Genomic DNA, 15,040 nt, shown 5'->3' with positions numbered 1-15,040 from the left:
GCGTAAATTGAAAGGAGACCAGCTATGGAAAATCAAACAAAAACAACACTTACATTAAATCCGGAAGAAGAGAAACAGTCAAATATCTTACTAGAGGGCGCTCCTGTGAGGCAGACAGTTCAACCTATTGTACAGACACAGACTGAATATAATGCTGGATCTATTGATGAAAGTATGCTTAGTAATGATGAAAAGGAAATGGTAGCACAGTTCGCAAATGAGATTGATATTTCAAATGCCAAGCAGGTTATTCAGTATGGTTCCAGTGCACAGAAAAGTATTTCAGATTTTTCTGTAAATATTTTAGGAAAAGTAAAAACTAGCGAACTGGGAGATGTAGGAGATGCGTTAAAAGAACTTACTGTTGCTTTGGATGCAACCACAGAGCCTGAAAAGAAAGGAATTCTTGGAATATTCCAAAAAGCTAAAAGGGGCGTAGATTCTATTAAGGCTAATTATGCAAAGGCAGAAACAAATGTTTCAAGAATTGAAAAGGATTTAGAAAAGCATCAAGTAGTTTTGACACAAGATGTTGAAATGTTTGAGCAAATGTATGATCTGAATTTACAGTATTATCGAGAATTGACCATGTATATTATTGCTGGCAAAAAGGCATTGGATAAGGCAAGAGGAGAACAACTTGAAGCGTTGAAGGTAAAAGCTGAAACATCACAAATGCAAGAAGATGTTGAAAACTACAATAAGTATGTTAATTTATGCAATCGCTTTGAAAAGAAGCTACATGATTTAGAGCTTACTAGAGTAATCGCAATGCAGGTTGCACCTCAAATTAGGTTGTTACAAGATAATGATCAAGAAATGTTGGAAAAGATACAATCATCTCTGGTTAACACAATTCCACTATGGAGACATCAAATGGTTTTGGCACTTGGTATTGAACATACTCAGAGAGCATTGTCTGCTCAAAATATGATAACTGAAAAAACGAATGAGTTATTGACTAGAAATGCTGAAACTCTCAAAATGGCAACGGTTGAAACTGCAAAAGAAGCAGAACGCTCAGTTGTGGATATAGCAACATTAAAGAGATGCAACCAGCAGCTTATTTCTTCGATATCAGAGGTTGTAAAAATTCATGAGCAAGGAGCAAAGAGACGCCAGGATGCAGAGACAGAACTTGTAAAAGTAGAACAAGAACTTAAGCAGGCTCTTCTGGAGGCTGGAAGTAAGTAAACAGGGAGTGACTGAAGATGAAAAGAAAAATAAAAATCACATTCAATGCTCCGGTTGTACTAGGCTTTGCGGCAATTTGTTTTATTGCAACATTATTGAATTATCTTACCAATGGCAAGAGTAATCAGATGATATTTATGACATATCATTCGTCTTTAATGTCACCACTTACATATTTACGCTTATTTACACATGTATTTGGACATGATGGGTGGCAACACTTTATAGGGAATATGGCATATATCTTATTGCTAGGGCCTATGCTTGAGGAAAAACATGGACCAATGAAAATTATAGAGGTAATAGCAGTTACTGCTCTGGTGACGGGCGTTATTAATTATCTTTTCTTTTGGAATACGGCATTATGTGGTGCTAGCGGGGTTGTATTTGCATTTATTTTAATGGCTTCATTTACTAGCTTTCGAGAAGGAGAGATACCAATCACTTTCATACTTGTAGCTGCCATTTATTTGGGACAGCAGGTATATGATGGAGTTGTTCTGGATGATAACATTTCTAACATGGCGCATGTAGTGGGCGGCATCGTAGGAGGAATTTTAGGATTTTCACTAAATAAGAGATCAAAGTATGGAATTTGAAAAGAAGGTGTGAGATATGAGAATAGTAAACAATTATGAATATAATTCTATTGAATTATACTTTGATGGAAAACCAGATGAAATGACAAGAGAGACACTTAAAATGTTTAAATGGAGATGGAATCCTAAGAAATTTTGTTGGTATAATAAAAATACCGCAGAGAATAAGGCTTTGGCTGAATCATTGAATAAAAGCACCGATGAAATGAAAGATAAGAAGATTCCAGAATCATATTCAGAAAAATATGAGAAGAATGAAACAGAGCAATCAATGGATATTAAGGCGTTCGTTGATAGTTTATTTAAAACAAGTGATGAAGAAAATAAGGCACTGAAAGTTACAGTACAGACGGATAAAAAATCGAAAAAGGTATCGGGAAAGATTATTGATATAGATGATGACAATTTTGAACTAGACTTATAGTTGAAACTTCAGGTACGGGCATATGTTTTTGTGTATGTGCCTATAATGTGTAGCCAGATATTGAGATTAATTATGTAACAGGAGATAGTAAGATAAAAGACTAGATGAAGGGAGATTCGCTTATGGCAGGATGGAATCTAAAAGCTGGAGCTATAATTGAATATGTTGTAAGCGAAGACAAAATTTGGTCATTGTTTAATTTTGTATTCTCAGATGCTTGCAAGAAGAGAAACACATATAAATTTGGATTGATAAAGTCTTTGTTAGATAGCGCTTTTTCGGGAGAGATGACAGAACAAGGTGTCAGATATAGTTACGAAGAGTTGTTTGGTCGATTCGCATATAATTATTGGAATTTAGTAGTGAAATATGATTTGCGACAGATGAGAAAAGATGGGAAATCAGAGTTTTCAAAGATCGAGTTGATATTTAAAGATGTTATTAAAGAAAATAATATATTTATTAATTTGGAATTTGAATCACTTAGTGCGGATATTAAAAACAAAATTATTAAGCAGGTAACAGCAGAATGTAAAAGATTTGTTATTGGTGCTTTGTATGATGACTTTGATGGAATAATTTATAGTTTTAATCTGAAAGAAGACGGAATCGTTCTTAATTCCAGTGTGTATAATTTTATGTTGAAGTATAAATCAGAATTAGAAAAATTGAATTATTACGCATGGGCACGATTTTTGGAACAAATAAATGATGATAATGTGTTGGTACGTGTAATAGACAAACTGGAATTGGCAACGCCTAAGAGAGAAGATCTGTCAGTTTACAGAGAAATATTAAGAAAAGAATTTGAAGAAGATAATTGTTTTTATTGTGGGAAAAAGCTTGGAAAGAATATACATGTGGATCATTTTATTCCGTGGTCATTTGTAAAAGATGATAAGTTATGGAATTTTGTATTGTCATGTGCAAAATGCAACGAGAGAAAGAGTAACAAGTTGCCTAAGCAGGATTTTCTTATAAAAATAGGACAGAGAAATAAGGGGATACAAGTAGTAGATAATATCATTGTTCAAAAGGACTTTGAGAGGTATTCTCAGGATCTCTTAAACAGAATGTGGAAATACGCCAAAATGAGCGGGCTAAAAGAAGTTGAAATGCGAACATAAATTATATTTGAACAAAGCGGATTTTATGGAAAATGCAGATATTTGTAGATGCAGATGCATGTCCGGTAGTTGGCATTGTAGAAGAGATTACGGAAAAATATAATACTCCAGCCACATTGCTGTGTGACACGAACCATGTATTCTATTCAGATTATAGTGAAGTAATTGTGGTTGGAGCCGGAGAAGATGCGGTAGATTATAAGTTGATCAGTATATGTCATAAGGGAGACATTGTGGTATCTCAGGATTATGGCGTTGCTGCAATGGCGCTTGGAAAGGGTGCATATGCAATTCATCAATCCGGCAAGTGGTACACGGATGAGAATATTGATCGGATGCTTATGGAAAGACACCTTAATAAGAAAGCAAGACGAGGTTCTTCTAAGAATCATATAAAAGGTTCAAAGAAGCGGACAAGTGAAGATGATGAGCGTTTTGCACAGTCATTTGAGAAGCTTGTGCTGTTGGCACAGGCGAAGGAAGGTGAGCAAAATGGGACTGTTTAAGAAGAAATGTGTTGTACAGTCTTATGATAAGGAAAACAAGAAGCCGGTAATCAAAGCAAGCATTTGTAATGGCGAGCAGGTTGCAGGATTTAAGGATATACATACAGGTAAGATAGAAGAGGTAATGTTGATAAAAAGTCCGGCTGACCTCGAACATTTTAAGGCTATGTATGGAATAGATGAAGAGATAGCAAAGGAATACTGATTATGAATATACAGATATTTGGCACTAAGAAATGTAATGATACTAAGAAGGCAGAGCGGTTCTTTAAGGAACGTTGCATCAAGTATCAGTTCATTGACATGAAAGAAAAAGGCATGAGTAAAGGCGAATTTAACTCTGTTGCACAGGTAAATGGTGGTCTGGAGAATATGATCAACTGGGATGGCAAAGACAAAGATTTGCTTGCACTCATTAAATATACTGCTGATGAGGACAAGCTTGAAAAAGTACTTGAGAATCCGCAGGTAATCAAAACTCCGGTAGTAAGGAATGGAAAGCAGTCCACACTTGGTTATCAGCCGGATATCTGGAAAGGATGGAACTGATGTACATAATAAAGACAGTAAAAGGTGATATAACAAAAATTACAGATGTGCAGGCAATCGTTAATGCTGCCAATAATTCTCTATTGGGAGGTGGCGGAGTTGATGGTGCCATTCATCGTGCAGCAGGACCGGAGCTTTTAGCCGAGTGCAGAACACTTCATGGATGCGAGACAGGAGAGGCAAAGATTACAAAGGCATATAATCTGCCATGTGATTATGTAATTCATACTGTTGGACCGGTATGGAATAGTGGCAGGAACAAAGAGGAAGAACTTCTTGCAAACTGTTATTTTAATTCTTTGAAGCTGACAATGGAGAATGGAATCAGAACAATCGCATTTCCATCTATATCGACAGGAGTATACAGTTTCCCGGTAGAGTTGGCAGCGAAAGTTGCAGTTCATACAGTTAATAGATTTCTGCAGGATAATCCAGACAGCTTTGATTTGGTGGAATGGGTGCTGTTTGATGCACATACTGAGGCGGTATATGAAGCTGAGGTGGATAGGATATATGAGTGATATAAAAAAGTATACGATCTGGAAACTTGAGATATTCATTAATAATGTTGGATTATAAAATTTTAATAGAATGAATCCATCTATATTTGCTCACATGATTGACTTATTAATAACTATGTTTCTGGTTGGAGGAGCTAATGAATCTGATTGAAGAATTAAAAAATTATTGTGAAATAAATAATCCTGTTGGTGCCTTGATGTTATCTGGAGAGTGGGGATCTGGTAAAACATATCTAATTAAGAGCAAATTTATTCCGTTAGCGAAAGATAACTATGTTTTTGTGTGTGTTAGTTTATTTGGTATAGACTCCTTAGATAGATTACGAGTAGAGGTAAAGAAAAAATGGTTAGAGAAGGCAAGTGAACTCGATAAGTTGAATGGAATAAAAGTTTCAAAATTTACAGATTCCTATAAAAGATTTTTTGGTACAATCAAGGATATTTTGCCTGAAAATTGGCAAAAAAAAGGAGAAGTGGTTTCTTCAATTATGGACTTAGTTAATTTTGTACCTATAAGCAATACGATTTATGATAAAAAGGTTATACTTGTTTTTGATGATTTGGAAAGAACAAATATTACTTACACAGATCTCTTAGGGTGTATTAATGACTACTGTGAAAATCAGAACTTTAATACGATTATTGTTGCAAATGAAGAAAAAATAAAAGATAAGACAAATAATGAATTATTATATCATGAAATTAAAGAAAAAATAGTACAAAGAGTTATTCCATTTGTTCCTGATTATGAAGAGGTTGTTTCTAATTCTATAGAGTCAATGTCTTGTGGCATAAAATACAAGGAATTTCTTATAGAAAATAAGAAATTGCTGATTAAAATTCTGTCAGGTGATTTTAATGATGACGTAATTATCGAACAGTATAAAGCTGAAAATTATAAGCTTGATAGGATCAAGAAAAGAGAAGAATATCAAAAAGAAGAGGAAAAACTTCGCTGGATGTTAGCACGAAGACCACATAATATACGGAGTTTTAAATGTGCTATTCAAGACTTTGAACGTGTATATAATAAGTTGATTGAAAATGGTATTCAAGACTGTAGCAACTGGCTTCTTTCTTTTACCTGTCTTATGATGACAAATAAAGCGGGATTGATTAGAGAATCTTCAAGATACGGGAATTTATTTCTGTATCTTGATGTAGAAAAACTTTATCCTGAAGTATTTAATGCCAATTTTATTGTGAATGGATTTTCGAAGTGGATTTTACATGGAGAGTGGAATGATGAAGTGATTTCGAAGGAGATAAATGTATTTTTAGAAAAGGAGAAAGCTGCAACTCCATTTGAAATACTAAAAACACATAAGCTTCCCGAAATCAATGAAGAAATAATTGATGAAGGATTTAAGGATTTATTGGTAGAAGTATATGAGGGAAATTTGTCATTAGATGAGTATATTCTTTTCCTTAATAATTGTTGCTATTCTAGAATTTATAACGTTGATTTGCCTACAATTAATTGGGAAAAGGTTAGAAATGGGATTAGAAAACAAATTAAATATTTAGTTAAATCTAATAAAAAAGATAGCCATTCTCACAGAATGATTGGAGATGATAGTAAAGAGTATTTCACAGAAGATGAATGGTCAGCATACCAGATTATAAAAGAATTTAGAGATAATGATGTATGGACTTATGAAAAGAATCAGAAACTCTATATTGATTTGATTAGTTCAGATTTAAACATTGCTTTTTGCGATTTGAGTAATAAGAGATACAATACATTTTCTCTTGAAATGGAATTGGCAACATTTAATGCGTTTAAGAATGCAAATAATATTGATAAAGAACATTTTTCTAGCTGGTTTATTGGAATTTGGGGACGTTATAATGATTCATCAGAGATTGATTGCCAAGTGACAGTTGAGTCACTCAAAAAGTTAAGAGATGATTTGAATTCTGTAATGCTGGAATATAAACAGAAAAACAAGAATATTGCAGCAAAGCATACAGAAAACTTTATAAATAAACTAGATGTCATTATCAAATCAGGAAATGAAAATACATCCGTTGAACAGTAACTATTTCTGTAGCAGGGATATATGAAAGTAGGAAAAATTGAGATAGTAGTTTGGAGATATGGTTTATTTATGTGTATTTCATGTAAAATGATGAGCTAATATATGCAGAATACTGTTGGAAATTTGGATAGTGCAGTTGAATAAGAGCTGGGTGCCATGTGCCCAGCTCAATCTTCCACATGGAATACATCTTCCACTAGCATATTAAAGTACTTTGATATCCGCAGCATAAACTCGGCAGATGGGGTACTTTCCCCACGTTCTATTCGTCCGATGGTTTTGGTACAGTATCCGGTAGCTTCAGCAAGTTCATCCTGGTAGATGCCACGCTGCTCACGGATTTCTTTGATATTGTTGACAACTGCCATAAAAATTCCTTCTTTCAGTTCTATAGATATTTTCTTATTGTCATTATGCAAAATAATGTGTCCGATAAAAAGGACTTGCAATTTTATCGGTAATGTCCTGTAATAGCAGAAACATCAGATTTTCCAAGAACTTTTCCAAATATGTCTAAGCGGTCATTTTCACTAACCTTGATAGGTGCATACTTTTCATTAAGCGAGATAAGGAAGATTCCGTCTGTATCGTTTTGCAATTTCTTAATATAGGCTTCTCCGTTTAGAGCGAAGATGCCGATTTCTCCATTAGCAACAGATTCCTGCTGTAATACCCATGCAATCTGACCATCGTGGAATTCAGGTTCCATACTGTCACCACTAATACGGACACCGAAAGTAGTATCTTCCGGTAAGATAGATTCATCTATACATACAGTCTTTTTCGGTCCGTCTACAAGGAAGTTACCGGTTCCGGCTGATACAGCATTTTCAAAAATATCAATGCTTCGGAATGGAATTATCTTAGCAGTCTGCTTTTCATACATTCCGGATGCGTGGAGCAGATTAATATAATCCATAGCTTTTTCCCTGCCTTCATCAGTAAGTGATGAAAAAGGATCAGCAGGATTTACTCCAAAATATGCTTCATACATATTAGTAATACCAAGGATTCTACACACCTTGTAAAATATGGTAACGCTTGGTTCAGCAAGATTTCTTTCCCAGTTAGATATAGCTTTGTAGGAAATGGTAACACCTTCCTTAGCTAATTCATCAGCGAGATCCTGCTGGAGCAAGCCTTTCTTTTTTCTATATGTTGAAATGATTTCTCCGATTGAGTACATACATACGCCTCTTTTCTTTCATTTTGTTGATTTCAAATGTCTCTTTTCACTCCATAGTATATAGCAATAGTGCCAATTATTCAAGTTAAAAATCCAATATAATGAGAAAAATGGACACATGTGTCCGTTGGCAGTCGATTATTCTTGGGGTTATACTATGCCATGTAAGAAACATTACTCATATACTTGGACTAAAGGTTATGGTAATGACAGATTAAATGCAGGAGGTGATGCAGATGGCAGACAGGGTAATACTTCATTCAGATATCAATTGTTGCTATGCTTCGATTGAACATCTGCATCATCCTGAACTTGCAGGAAAGCCATTGGCGGTAGGCGGTGACCCGGAGGCACGACATGGGATTGTCTTAACAGCTGACTATATTGCCAAGAAGTACGGTGTGAAAACAGGAATGGCACTCTGGCAGGCAAAGCAGGTCTGTCCCGACATAACGTTTGTTTCACCAAGAATGGACTTATATCTTCGGTTCTCAAGAATGGCACATGAGATATATGCAGAATATACGGACAGGCAGGAGCTGTATGGAATTGATGAGTGCTGGCTTGATGTGACAGGGAGCAGCTCCCTTAAAGGGGATGGATTGCTCATTGTACAGGAAATCAGCAGGAGAATGAAGTCAGAGCTTGGCATCACAGTAAGTGTTGGTGTTTCTTTCAATAAGATATTTGCAAAGCTTGGTTCAGACTATAAGAAGCCTGATGTAATCACAACTATGTATAAGAGTGAATTTAAGCAGAAGGCTTGGGCACTTCCGGTGGCAGATCTTCTATACGTTGGCAAAAGTACGAACAGAAAGCTTGCATTATTTGGTATCAAAACCATAGGTGATCTTGCAAGGGCAGATGAAGAAGTGCTTAACAGTCACCTTGGAAAGATGGGCAGTATCTTATGGTCGTTTGCTAATGGCTATGATGATTCACCCGTCAAACTGGAGAATATCCACGCTCCAATCAAATCGGTGGGAAACAGCACAACGACACCAAAGGATTTAGTATGCGATGAGGATGTAAAGATTGTTCTTTATATTCTGGCTGAGAGTGTTGCAGCAAGACTTCGTGAGAATGGATTCCGGTGCAGAGTGGTTGAGATAAGTGTCAGGGATAATGAGTTATTCTCTTTTACCCGTCAGAAAAAGATTGACCATGTAACTAATATCACCGGAGAGATAGCTGCATACGCTTATCAGATATTTAAGGAAAACTATAACTGGAGCAAGCCAATCCGCAGTGTTGGTGTCCGAGGTGCAGACCTAGTAACAGATAATTATTGGGAACAGATTGATTTGTTCTCAAGTGTGGAGAAGCGTGAAAAGCAGATGAAGATGGATTCAGCGGTGGATGAGATACGCAGAAGATTTGGATTTTACAGTATCCAGAGGGGACTCATGTACCGGGACGGGATTCTATCGGCAGTCAATGCAAAAGAAGAACACACAGTACATCCACATGGGTACTTTTCAGGTTAGCAACGAGGGGTGCCAGATAATCAAGGCACAGATGTGTTGTGCTTGCACATAAACATATGGGACTTGGTTATCTGATACGGCGACTGCTGTGAGCGAAATGAAGCGAAGCGGAATTGAGCTGCACTACGAGTAGCGATAGAGTAAAAAAGAGGGAGGCCAGTTCCAGTTTAGATACCATCGTATCATCCACGCACAGAAATACAGGCTGCGTCTGCAATGAATCCGGTATCAGCTTCAAAGTAATCCTGACAGTGGTATTCATAAATCTGGAATAATCAATCTTTGCATAGGAACATGCACAATAAAATGCATTCAGTGATTTCTCCGTTATTTCGGATAAAAAATGCTGATACAGAAACCGGATGGAATGTGCAGATTCTAAGGTCAGTATGGATAATATCAGCAGAAATAAGGTATCTGCTGTCGGAACAGAAAAAGTTGTAAAGAGGTGTTATACAGGAATGAGGCAGTAATCGCAAACACAATCCACGATACAAAATGATATTCTTTTTTTCTGGATGTTTCTGTGATATACTTATACGCAGTCGTATCAGACCGGAAAGGAAATATTATGTTACAAAAATTATATGTTTTTTTCAGGAAAGAAACTGTTTTGTCAATTGCAGTGATCCTGGCGCTTCTTTCTATGTTCTGGGTCAGACCGGATAAGGCTTATTTTACTTATATCGATTTCAGGACTCTCGGGCTTCTCTTCTGTTTGATGGCAATTGTAGCTGGTTTGAAGGCTGTTGGTGTTTTTGATATACTTGCCAAAAAATTGCTGATGGGAACATCGGGAACTGTGGGTGTGATCAGGCTGTTGGTACTCTTATGTTTCTTCCTGTCAATGGTGATCACCAATGATGTGGCATTGATTACTTTTGTTCCTCTTGCACTGATCATTGTGCATAAAATGCCAAAGGAACTGGGCAATTACTGGTTTCTTAAAATAGTAGCCATGCAGACAATCGCTGCTAATCTCGGAAGCATGCTTACACCAATCGGAAATCCGCAGAACCTTTATCTATATGCCAGAGCAGGGATGTCCGCGGCAGAATTAATAACCCTGATGTTTCCCTATTCCGCCACAGCACTTATCCTTCTTCTGATATGGATACAGGTAGCCGCTGCCAAAGCACCTCACGTATGCGGTTTAGAAAAAGATAAAACTCTTTTGGGATTCTCTGACAGAAAAGAACTTAACATGGAATACCTGGCCGCTTACCTGATCTTATTTACAATCTGCCTGCTCACTGTTGCACGTATCATTCCATATCAGATTCCTCTTGTATTGGTTCTTATATATATGCTGCTAAGAAACAGGGAAAATATAGGCAGGGTGGATTACTCCCTGCTTGCCACCTTTATCGCATTATTTATTTTTATCGGCAACCTTGGAAGGATTCCGCAATTCAGCAGTTTTCTGGAAAGAATCATGGCAGGAAGGGAAACATTTACTGCTGTTCTTGCCAGTCAGATTATGAGCAATGTTCCCGTTGCGCTTCTTTTATCCGGCTTTACAGATAATTACCGGGCTTTAATTGTCGGAACCAATATTGGAGGTCTCGGCACTCTGATTGCATCTATGGCAAGCCTGATAAGTTTCAAATATATTGCAAAAGAAAACAGGAATCTGAGAGGAAAGTATTTGGGAATATTCACAGCCTCCAATATTATATTCATGATATTCATGTTAATATTGTATTTTTTTCTTAGATAAAGGTTTTCCCGGAATTACAAAAGCTATAACAATTCTTTCTTCGCAAAAAATTCTCCGCGGCACTCTCCCATCCTGGAAGAAAAGCCGCGGAGAAATAAATATATTTTCGGTGCCAATACAAAGATCATTAATCTTTACACCACTTTACAACTTTTTCATAAAAAAATATCGTACAGGGCTTTCTGATGTATAATGAGTTTGCTCTAAAACATTTTATTTTGAAACTTTTTCTGCTCCAACAGCAGATACTTTGTTTTTACTCGTTTTATCAATACTAACATTGGAATCTGTACATTCCATTCGATTTTTATATCAGCACTTTTCGTCTGGGATTACCACAAAATCCCTCAATACCTTTTACCACGCATGTTCCTATGCAAAAGTTGATTATTCCCACTTTATGAATATCACAGCTAAAGTTGCTTTGAGAATGATACTGGATTCTTAACAACTGAAATATTTAAGTTGTTTGATTAGTTAGCTTGGCTATAAAGATGAAATTATATTAAATTAATGAATATAATTTAAGTTTCTTGTATATAATAGTTGACTCTGAAACAGGAAAACGTAAAGACCGTACAGATTATCCAATTATAGCTATTAGAGAAGCTATCCTTAATGCATTAGTGCATCGTGATTATAGTATTCATACAGAAGGCATGCCTATACAGATTATTATGTTTGAAAATAGAATAGAGATTAGAAATCCAGGTGGAATATATGGAAGAATAAGAATAGACCAATTGGGAAAAGTACAACCAGACACGAGAAATCCAATAATTGCATCAGAACTAGAGGTGTTGAAAATTACAGAAAATAGATATTCATGTATTCCTACTATAAGAAGCGCAATGCGTGAATATAATTTACCTGAACCAGAATTCTTGGACGAAAGGGGCTGCTTTATAGTTAAATTATATAAATACAAAGAAAATGAATATAATAAAATGATTGAAAGCAGCGAAGAGAAAAATTTAATTATATTCTGTAAGACACCTAGAACAAGAAATGAAATTTGTCATTATTTAGGTATAAATTCAGTGTCATATGTTATATAAAAATATGTTATGCCATTAGTTGAAAGAGGAATATTAAAAATGAGTATTCCTGATAAACCTAAGAGTACGAAACAGTTATTTTATTGTGAATAGGATTTATTGATGATATATGTTTGGATATGTAATGGGGATTGAGTAGATGGAAATAGGAGTTATTGGTCTGAGCAAATTTAGTTATAATTAGAGTGGTATTAAATTATATATGTGATATGATTTAGGTGATGGATAACAAAAATTATCCATTAAGAAGATCACGAAAAAAATAATTAAAAATTATATAGAAATAGAAACAGCAAAAATATTTATCTGCTGTTTCCATATAATCAAAAAAATTAAAATTTAAAATCCTTCCGCGGATGCTTATTTATCAATAGGTTCTTAGATTATATGAATGTTGAAATTATAGATATAAATTCAAAGGAATTAAAGGTGTAAAGCTGTACATGAAAATGTAGAACTTTATTTCACGAAAATACATTGACATTCATCTATGTATATGCTAATTTTATACATAGATAATTATCAATACGAGGTGAATGAAATGAGATTAGCGGATGTTTCTTTAATATGCAAGGCACTTGGAGATTCAAACAGGCTGGAAATAGTGCAGATGTTGTCAAATGGAGAAAAATGCGGATGCAGTCTTTTGGAAAGATTTAGTATTACTCAGCCTACATTATCTCATCATATGAAAATACTGGTGGAGTGTGGGTTGGTTAATGACAGGAAAGAAGGCAAATGGCACCATTATTCCTTGAATTGTGAAACTTTAATAGAATTCAAAGATTCTATTGGCAGTTTGACGTGTGAGTCATGCTGTGACAAAAAAGATAGCTGTTGTTAGAGGGGGAATCCTGTTAATACTTGTAAAAATTGTAAATAAGACGAAAGGAAGTTTTCTATGACAGTAAGAGAAAAAGCAGAACTGATTGTAAAAGATATAAAGAAAAAACAGGGAACAAATCCGGTTGTCATTTTTAAACAGATAGCAAAGAAGGAATATGTCAGTATTCATGGACCGGAACACCATATATTAGATGGTGCAAGTTTTCTTGTAGCCTACAAAAACGCAGGAGGAGAGATAGACTTAGAACAGGCATTGGACAGGCTGATGGCAGAGGGACTTCGGATGCCGGGGGCAATGTGCGGTTTATGGGGAATATGCGGAGCAATCACATCTATAGGTGCTGCACTTGCAATCATCGACGGAACAGGTCCGCTTTCAATGGATGGAACATGGGGAAATCATATGCAGTTTACCTCGAAAGCAATTGGAGAATTAGGAACCATAAACGGACCAAGATGCTGCAAGAGAGATGCAATGATAGCATTTAAGAATGGTATTGATTATGTGAATGCTCATTATGGAGTAACATTGCAATACGAACAAATGCAATGTGGATTCACAGATTTTAATGAGCAATGTATAAAGGAGAGGTGTCCATTTTATGAGTAATGTAAAAGTAGCTTTTATTTGTGTTCATAATTCATGTAGAAGTCAGATTGCTGAGGCTTTTGGAAGACATCTGGCATCAGATGTGTTTCAAAGTTATTCGGCGGGTACAGAAACAAAACCACAGATTAATCAGGATGCTGTCCGTATTATGAGGGAATTATATAATATAGATATGGAAGCAGAAGGACAGTTCAGTAAGCTGGTTAGTGATATTCCAGATCCGGATATTGCAATATCAATGGGATGTAATGTAGGTTGTCCATTTACAGGCAGACCATTTGATGATAATTGGGGACTTGAAGATCCAACTGGAAAAAGCGATGAGGAATTTAAGATAGTCATTGAACAAATAAAGCATGATATTTTGGAGTTAAAAAGTAGATTGAACCATAATGAGATTAATATAAGTTATTTTAAAAGTATCATAGATCAGGATAGAGCCGCAGTCGTTATATGCAATCTTAATCATGAAATAATATATATGAATCCTGCTGCGGTTGTTAATTATGGAAAGCGTGGCGGAGACAAGCTGATTGGCAGAAGCTTGCTGGAATGTCATAATAAGGAATCACAGGAAAAGATAAGACAGGTGACAGAATGGTTTGCACAGGACGAAAGCCATAATATTGTGTATACATTTCATAATGAGAAGCAGAATAAAGATGTATATATGGTGGCACTTAGAGATAGTGGCAAGCTGATTGGATACTATGAGAAGCATGAATATCGAGATAGAGAAACAATGAAAATGTATGATTTATGGTGAGTTCCACCTAATGAGGAAGTAATAAAAAATATTGTAGACTGCTTTCTGTGCAAAACCAATGTTCATGTCAGATATCAGAGATACCTTGATGACTGCTATTGGCCAGATTCAGGCAGATACGCGCTCTGAATGATCCGGTACTGGCTGGAATCAACATTTTTGCCATGACTGCAAATGCATTTGATGAGGACAGAAAAAAGCACTGGAATGCGGTATGGATGGATTCTTAACCAAACCAATTGTTATTGAGGAATTGATCAGTACATTACAGAAAAAACTGGATTAGTTAAGAAAAAATAAAGTGATGCTAAGAAAACGTACGGTGATAATTGGCAGAATAATGCGGGTGAGGCAGATCATATTGATCCGTTAGCTAATTTTGTTAAATGTCATAAGCGTAATCCA

Annotated in this window: 17 protein-coding genes and 1 pseudogene; 16 read left to right on the top strand and 2 right to left on the bottom strand. The window is 35.8% G+C overall.

Features of this window, described 5'->3' with window-relative positions; all coding sequences use genetic code 11:
- Positions 1–24: 24 nt before the first annotated feature.
- The 9 genes from WMO14_RS08390 (at position 25) to WMO14_RS08350 (ending at position 6,962) form a co-directional block, all read left to right on the top strand.
- Positions 25–1,194: a toxic anion resistance protein gene (locus WMO14_RS08390; RefSeq protein WP_349153656.1), complete on the top strand. Its 1,170-nt coding sequence runs from the start codon at positions 25–27 to the stop codon at positions 1,192–1,194.
- 17 nt (positions 1,195–1,211) lie between these two features.
- On the top strand, positions 1,212–1,793 hold the full coding sequence (locus WMO14_RS08385; RefSeq protein WP_349153655.1) for a rhomboid family intramembrane serine protease: 582 nt from the start codon (positions 1,212–1,214) through the stop codon (positions 1,791–1,793).
- Between the two features lie 16 nt (positions 1,794–1,809).
- Positions 1,810–2,217 (top strand): hypothetical protein, encoded by a 408-nt coding sequence (locus WMO14_RS08380; protein WP_349153654.1) that lies wholly within the window; start codon positions 1,810–1,812, stop codon positions 2,215–2,217.
- A gap of 122 nt (positions 2,218–2,339) precedes the next feature.
- The gene (locus WMO14_RS08375; protein ID WP_349153653.1) at positions 2,340–3,344 is read left to right on the top strand and encodes an HNH endonuclease domain-containing protein; all 1,005 of its coding nucleotides are present in this window, start codon (positions 2,340–2,342) and stop codon (positions 3,342–3,344) included.
- Positions 3,345–3,376: 32 nt separating this feature from the next.
- The gene (locus WMO14_RS08370) at positions 3,377–3,850 is read left to right on the top strand and encodes a YaiI/YqxD family protein (protein ID WP_349153652.1); all 474 of its coding nucleotides are present in this window, start codon (positions 3,377–3,379) and stop codon (positions 3,848–3,850) included.
- Positions 3,837–4,055, top strand: a complete 219-nt coding sequence (locus WMO14_RS08365; protein ID WP_349153651.1) for an aspartate dehydrogenase — start codon at positions 3,837–3,839, stop codon at positions 4,053–4,055. The genes WMO14_RS08370 and WMO14_RS08365 overlap by 14 nt, the downstream gene beginning before the upstream one ends.
- Positions 4,056–4,057: 2 nt before the next feature.
- Positions 4,058–4,399 (top strand): arsenate reductase family protein, encoded by a 342-nt coding sequence (locus WMO14_RS08360; RefSeq protein ID WP_349153650.1) that lies wholly within the window; start codon positions 4,058–4,060, stop codon positions 4,397–4,399.
- Positions 4,399–4,920, top strand: coding sequence for an O-acetyl-ADP-ribose deacetylase (locus tag WMO14_RS08355; protein WP_349153649.1), 522 nt, complete (start codon positions 4,399–4,401; stop codon positions 4,918–4,920). The genes WMO14_RS08360 and WMO14_RS08355 overlap by 1 nt, the downstream gene beginning before the upstream one ends.
- A 137-nt stretch (positions 4,921–5,057) precedes the next feature.
- The gene (locus tag WMO14_RS08350) at positions 5,058–6,962 is read left to right on the top strand and encodes a P-loop NTPase fold protein (RefSeq protein WP_349153648.1); all 1,905 of its coding nucleotides are present in this window, start codon (positions 5,058–5,060) and stop codon (positions 6,960–6,962) included.
- Positions 6,963–7,129: 167 nt separating this feature from the next.
- On the opposite strand, the gene WMO14_RS08345 is transcribed toward WMO14_RS08350, so the two are convergent.
- Entirely contained in the window at positions 7,130–7,330 is a 201-nt protein-coding gene (locus tag WMO14_RS08345) for a helix-turn-helix transcriptional regulator (protein ID WP_349153647.1), read from the bottom strand.
- 83 nt (positions 7,331–7,413) lie between these two features.
- Positions 7,414–8,148 carry a helix-turn-helix domain-containing protein gene (locus tag WMO14_RS08340; RefSeq protein WP_349153646.1) on the bottom strand — a complete coding sequence of 245 codons (735 nt, stop codon included), beginning with the start codon at positions 8,146–8,148 and terminating at the stop codon, positions 7,414–7,416.
- Between the two features lie 236 nt (positions 8,149–8,384).
- On the opposite strand from WMO14_RS08340, the gene dinB reads away from it, so the two are divergent.
- The 7 genes and pseudogenes from dinB to WMO14_RS08300 all read left to right on the top strand — a co-directional run bounded on the left by dinB (position 8,385) and on the right by WMO14_RS08300 (position 14,635).
- Entirely contained in the window at positions 8,385–9,635 is a 1,251-nt protein-coding gene (dinB, locus tag WMO14_RS08335) for a DNA polymerase IV (RefSeq protein ID WP_349153645.1), read from the top strand.
- Positions 9,636–10,206: 571 nt separating this feature from the next.
- Complete coding sequence (locus WMO14_RS08325) at positions 10,207–11,355, top strand: SLC13 family permease (RefSeq protein ID WP_349153644.1); 1,149 nt, start codon at positions 10,207–10,209, stop codon at positions 11,353–11,355.
- 659 nt (positions 11,356–12,014) lie between these two features.
- Positions 12,015–12,413: an ATP-binding protein gene (locus WMO14_RS08320; protein WP_349153681.1), complete on the top strand. Its 399-nt coding sequence runs from the start codon at positions 12,015–12,017 to the stop codon at positions 12,411–12,413.
- 541 nt (positions 12,414–12,954) lie between these two features.
- Positions 12,955–13,257: an ArsR/SmtB family transcription factor gene (locus WMO14_RS08315; protein ID WP_349153643.1), complete on the top strand. Its 303-nt coding sequence runs from the start codon at positions 12,955–12,957 to the stop codon at positions 13,255–13,257.
- Between the two features lie 57 nt (positions 13,258–13,314).
- Positions 13,315–13,869, top strand: coding sequence for a DUF5714 domain-containing protein (locus WMO14_RS08310; RefSeq protein WP_349153642.1), 555 nt, complete (start codon positions 13,315–13,317; stop codon positions 13,867–13,869).
- Positions 13,862–14,254: pseudogene (locus WMO14_RS08305) on the top strand (arsenate reductase ArsC); the annotation flags it as partial. The gene WMO14_RS08310 and the pseudogene WMO14_RS08305, both read left to right, overlap by 8 nt.
- Positions 14,234–14,635: a PAS domain-containing protein gene (locus tag WMO14_RS08300; RefSeq protein WP_278320132.1), complete on the top strand. Its 402-nt coding sequence runs from the start codon at positions 14,234–14,236 to the stop codon at positions 14,633–14,635. The pseudogene WMO14_RS08305 and the gene WMO14_RS08300, both read left to right, overlap by 21 nt.
- Positions 14,636–15,040: the final 405 nt, after the last annotated feature.

Source organism: Lachnospira rogosae (ex Hitch et al. 2025) (assembly GCF_040096455.1).
In the GTDB taxonomy this organism is placed as follows: Bacteria; Bacillota; Clostridia; order Lachnospirales; family Lachnospiraceae; genus Lachnospira; species Lachnospira rogosae.
Note: the sequence above shows the minus strand (reverse complement) of the source record. Positions and strands in the feature narration are given on the sequence as shown.

What these genes read in the sequence shown, in the direction of transcription:
- WMO14_RS08315 (WP_349153643.1), top strand. Translation starts at nt 12,955, where the DNA reads ATGAGATTAGCGGATGTTTCTTTAATATGCAAGGCACTTGGAGATTCA.
- WMO14_RS08345 (WP_349153647.1), bottom strand. Translation starts at nt 7,330, where the DNA reads ATGGCAGTTGTCAACAATATCAAAGAAATCCGTGAGCAGCGTGGCATC.
- WMO14_RS08340 (WP_349153646.1), bottom strand. Translation starts at nt 8,148, where the DNA reads ATGTACTCAATCGGAGAAATCATTTCAACATATAGAAAAAAGAAAGGC.
- WMO14_RS08320 (WP_349153681.1), top strand. Translation starts at nt 12,015, where the DNA reads ATGCCTATACAGATTATTATGTTTGAAAATAGAATAGAGATTAGAAAT.
- WMO14_RS08350 (WP_349153648.1), top strand. Translation starts at nt 5,058, where the DNA reads ATGAATCTGATTGAAGAATTAAAAAATTATTGTGAAATAAATAATCCT.
- WMO14_RS08360 (WP_349153650.1), top strand. Translation starts at nt 4,058, where the DNA reads ATGAATATACAGATATTTGGCACTAAGAAATGTAATGATACTAAGAAG.
- WMO14_RS08310 (WP_349153642.1), top strand. Translation starts at nt 13,315, where the DNA reads ATGACAGTAAGAGAAAAAGCAGAACTGATTGTAAAAGATATAAAGAAA.
- WMO14_RS08375 (WP_349153653.1), top strand. Translation starts at nt 2,340, where the DNA reads ATGGCAGGATGGAATCTAAAAGCTGGAGCTATAATTGAATATGTTGTA.
- WMO14_RS08385 (WP_349153655.1), top strand. Translation starts at nt 1,212, where the DNA reads ATGAAAAGAAAAATAAAAATCACATTCAATGCTCCGGTTGTACTAGGC.
- WMO14_RS08370 (WP_349153652.1), top strand. Translation starts at nt 3,377, where the DNA reads ATGCAGATATTTGTAGATGCAGATGCATGTCCGGTAGTTGGCATTGTA.
- WMO14_RS08380 (WP_349153654.1), top strand. Translation starts at nt 1,810, where the DNA reads ATGAGAATAGTAAACAATTATGAATATAATTCTATTGAATTATACTTT.
- WMO14_RS08325 (WP_349153644.1), top strand. Translation starts at nt 10,207, where the DNA reads ATGTTACAAAAATTATATGTTTTTTTCAGGAAAGAAACTGTTTTGTCA.
- dinB (WP_349153645.1), top strand. Translation starts at nt 8,385, where the DNA reads ATGGCAGACAGGGTAATACTTCATTCAGATATCAATTGTTGCTATGCT.
- WMO14_RS08390 (WP_349153656.1), top strand. Translation starts at nt 25, where the DNA reads ATGGAAAATCAAACAAAAACAACACTTACATTAAATCCGGAAGAAGAG.
- WMO14_RS08355 (WP_349153649.1), top strand. Translation starts at nt 4,399, where the DNA reads ATGTACATAATAAAGACAGTAAAAGGTGATATAACAAAAATTACAGAT.
- WMO14_RS08365 (WP_349153651.1), top strand. Translation starts at nt 3,837, where the DNA reads ATGGGACTGTTTAAGAAGAAATGTGTTGTACAGTCTTATGATAAGGAA.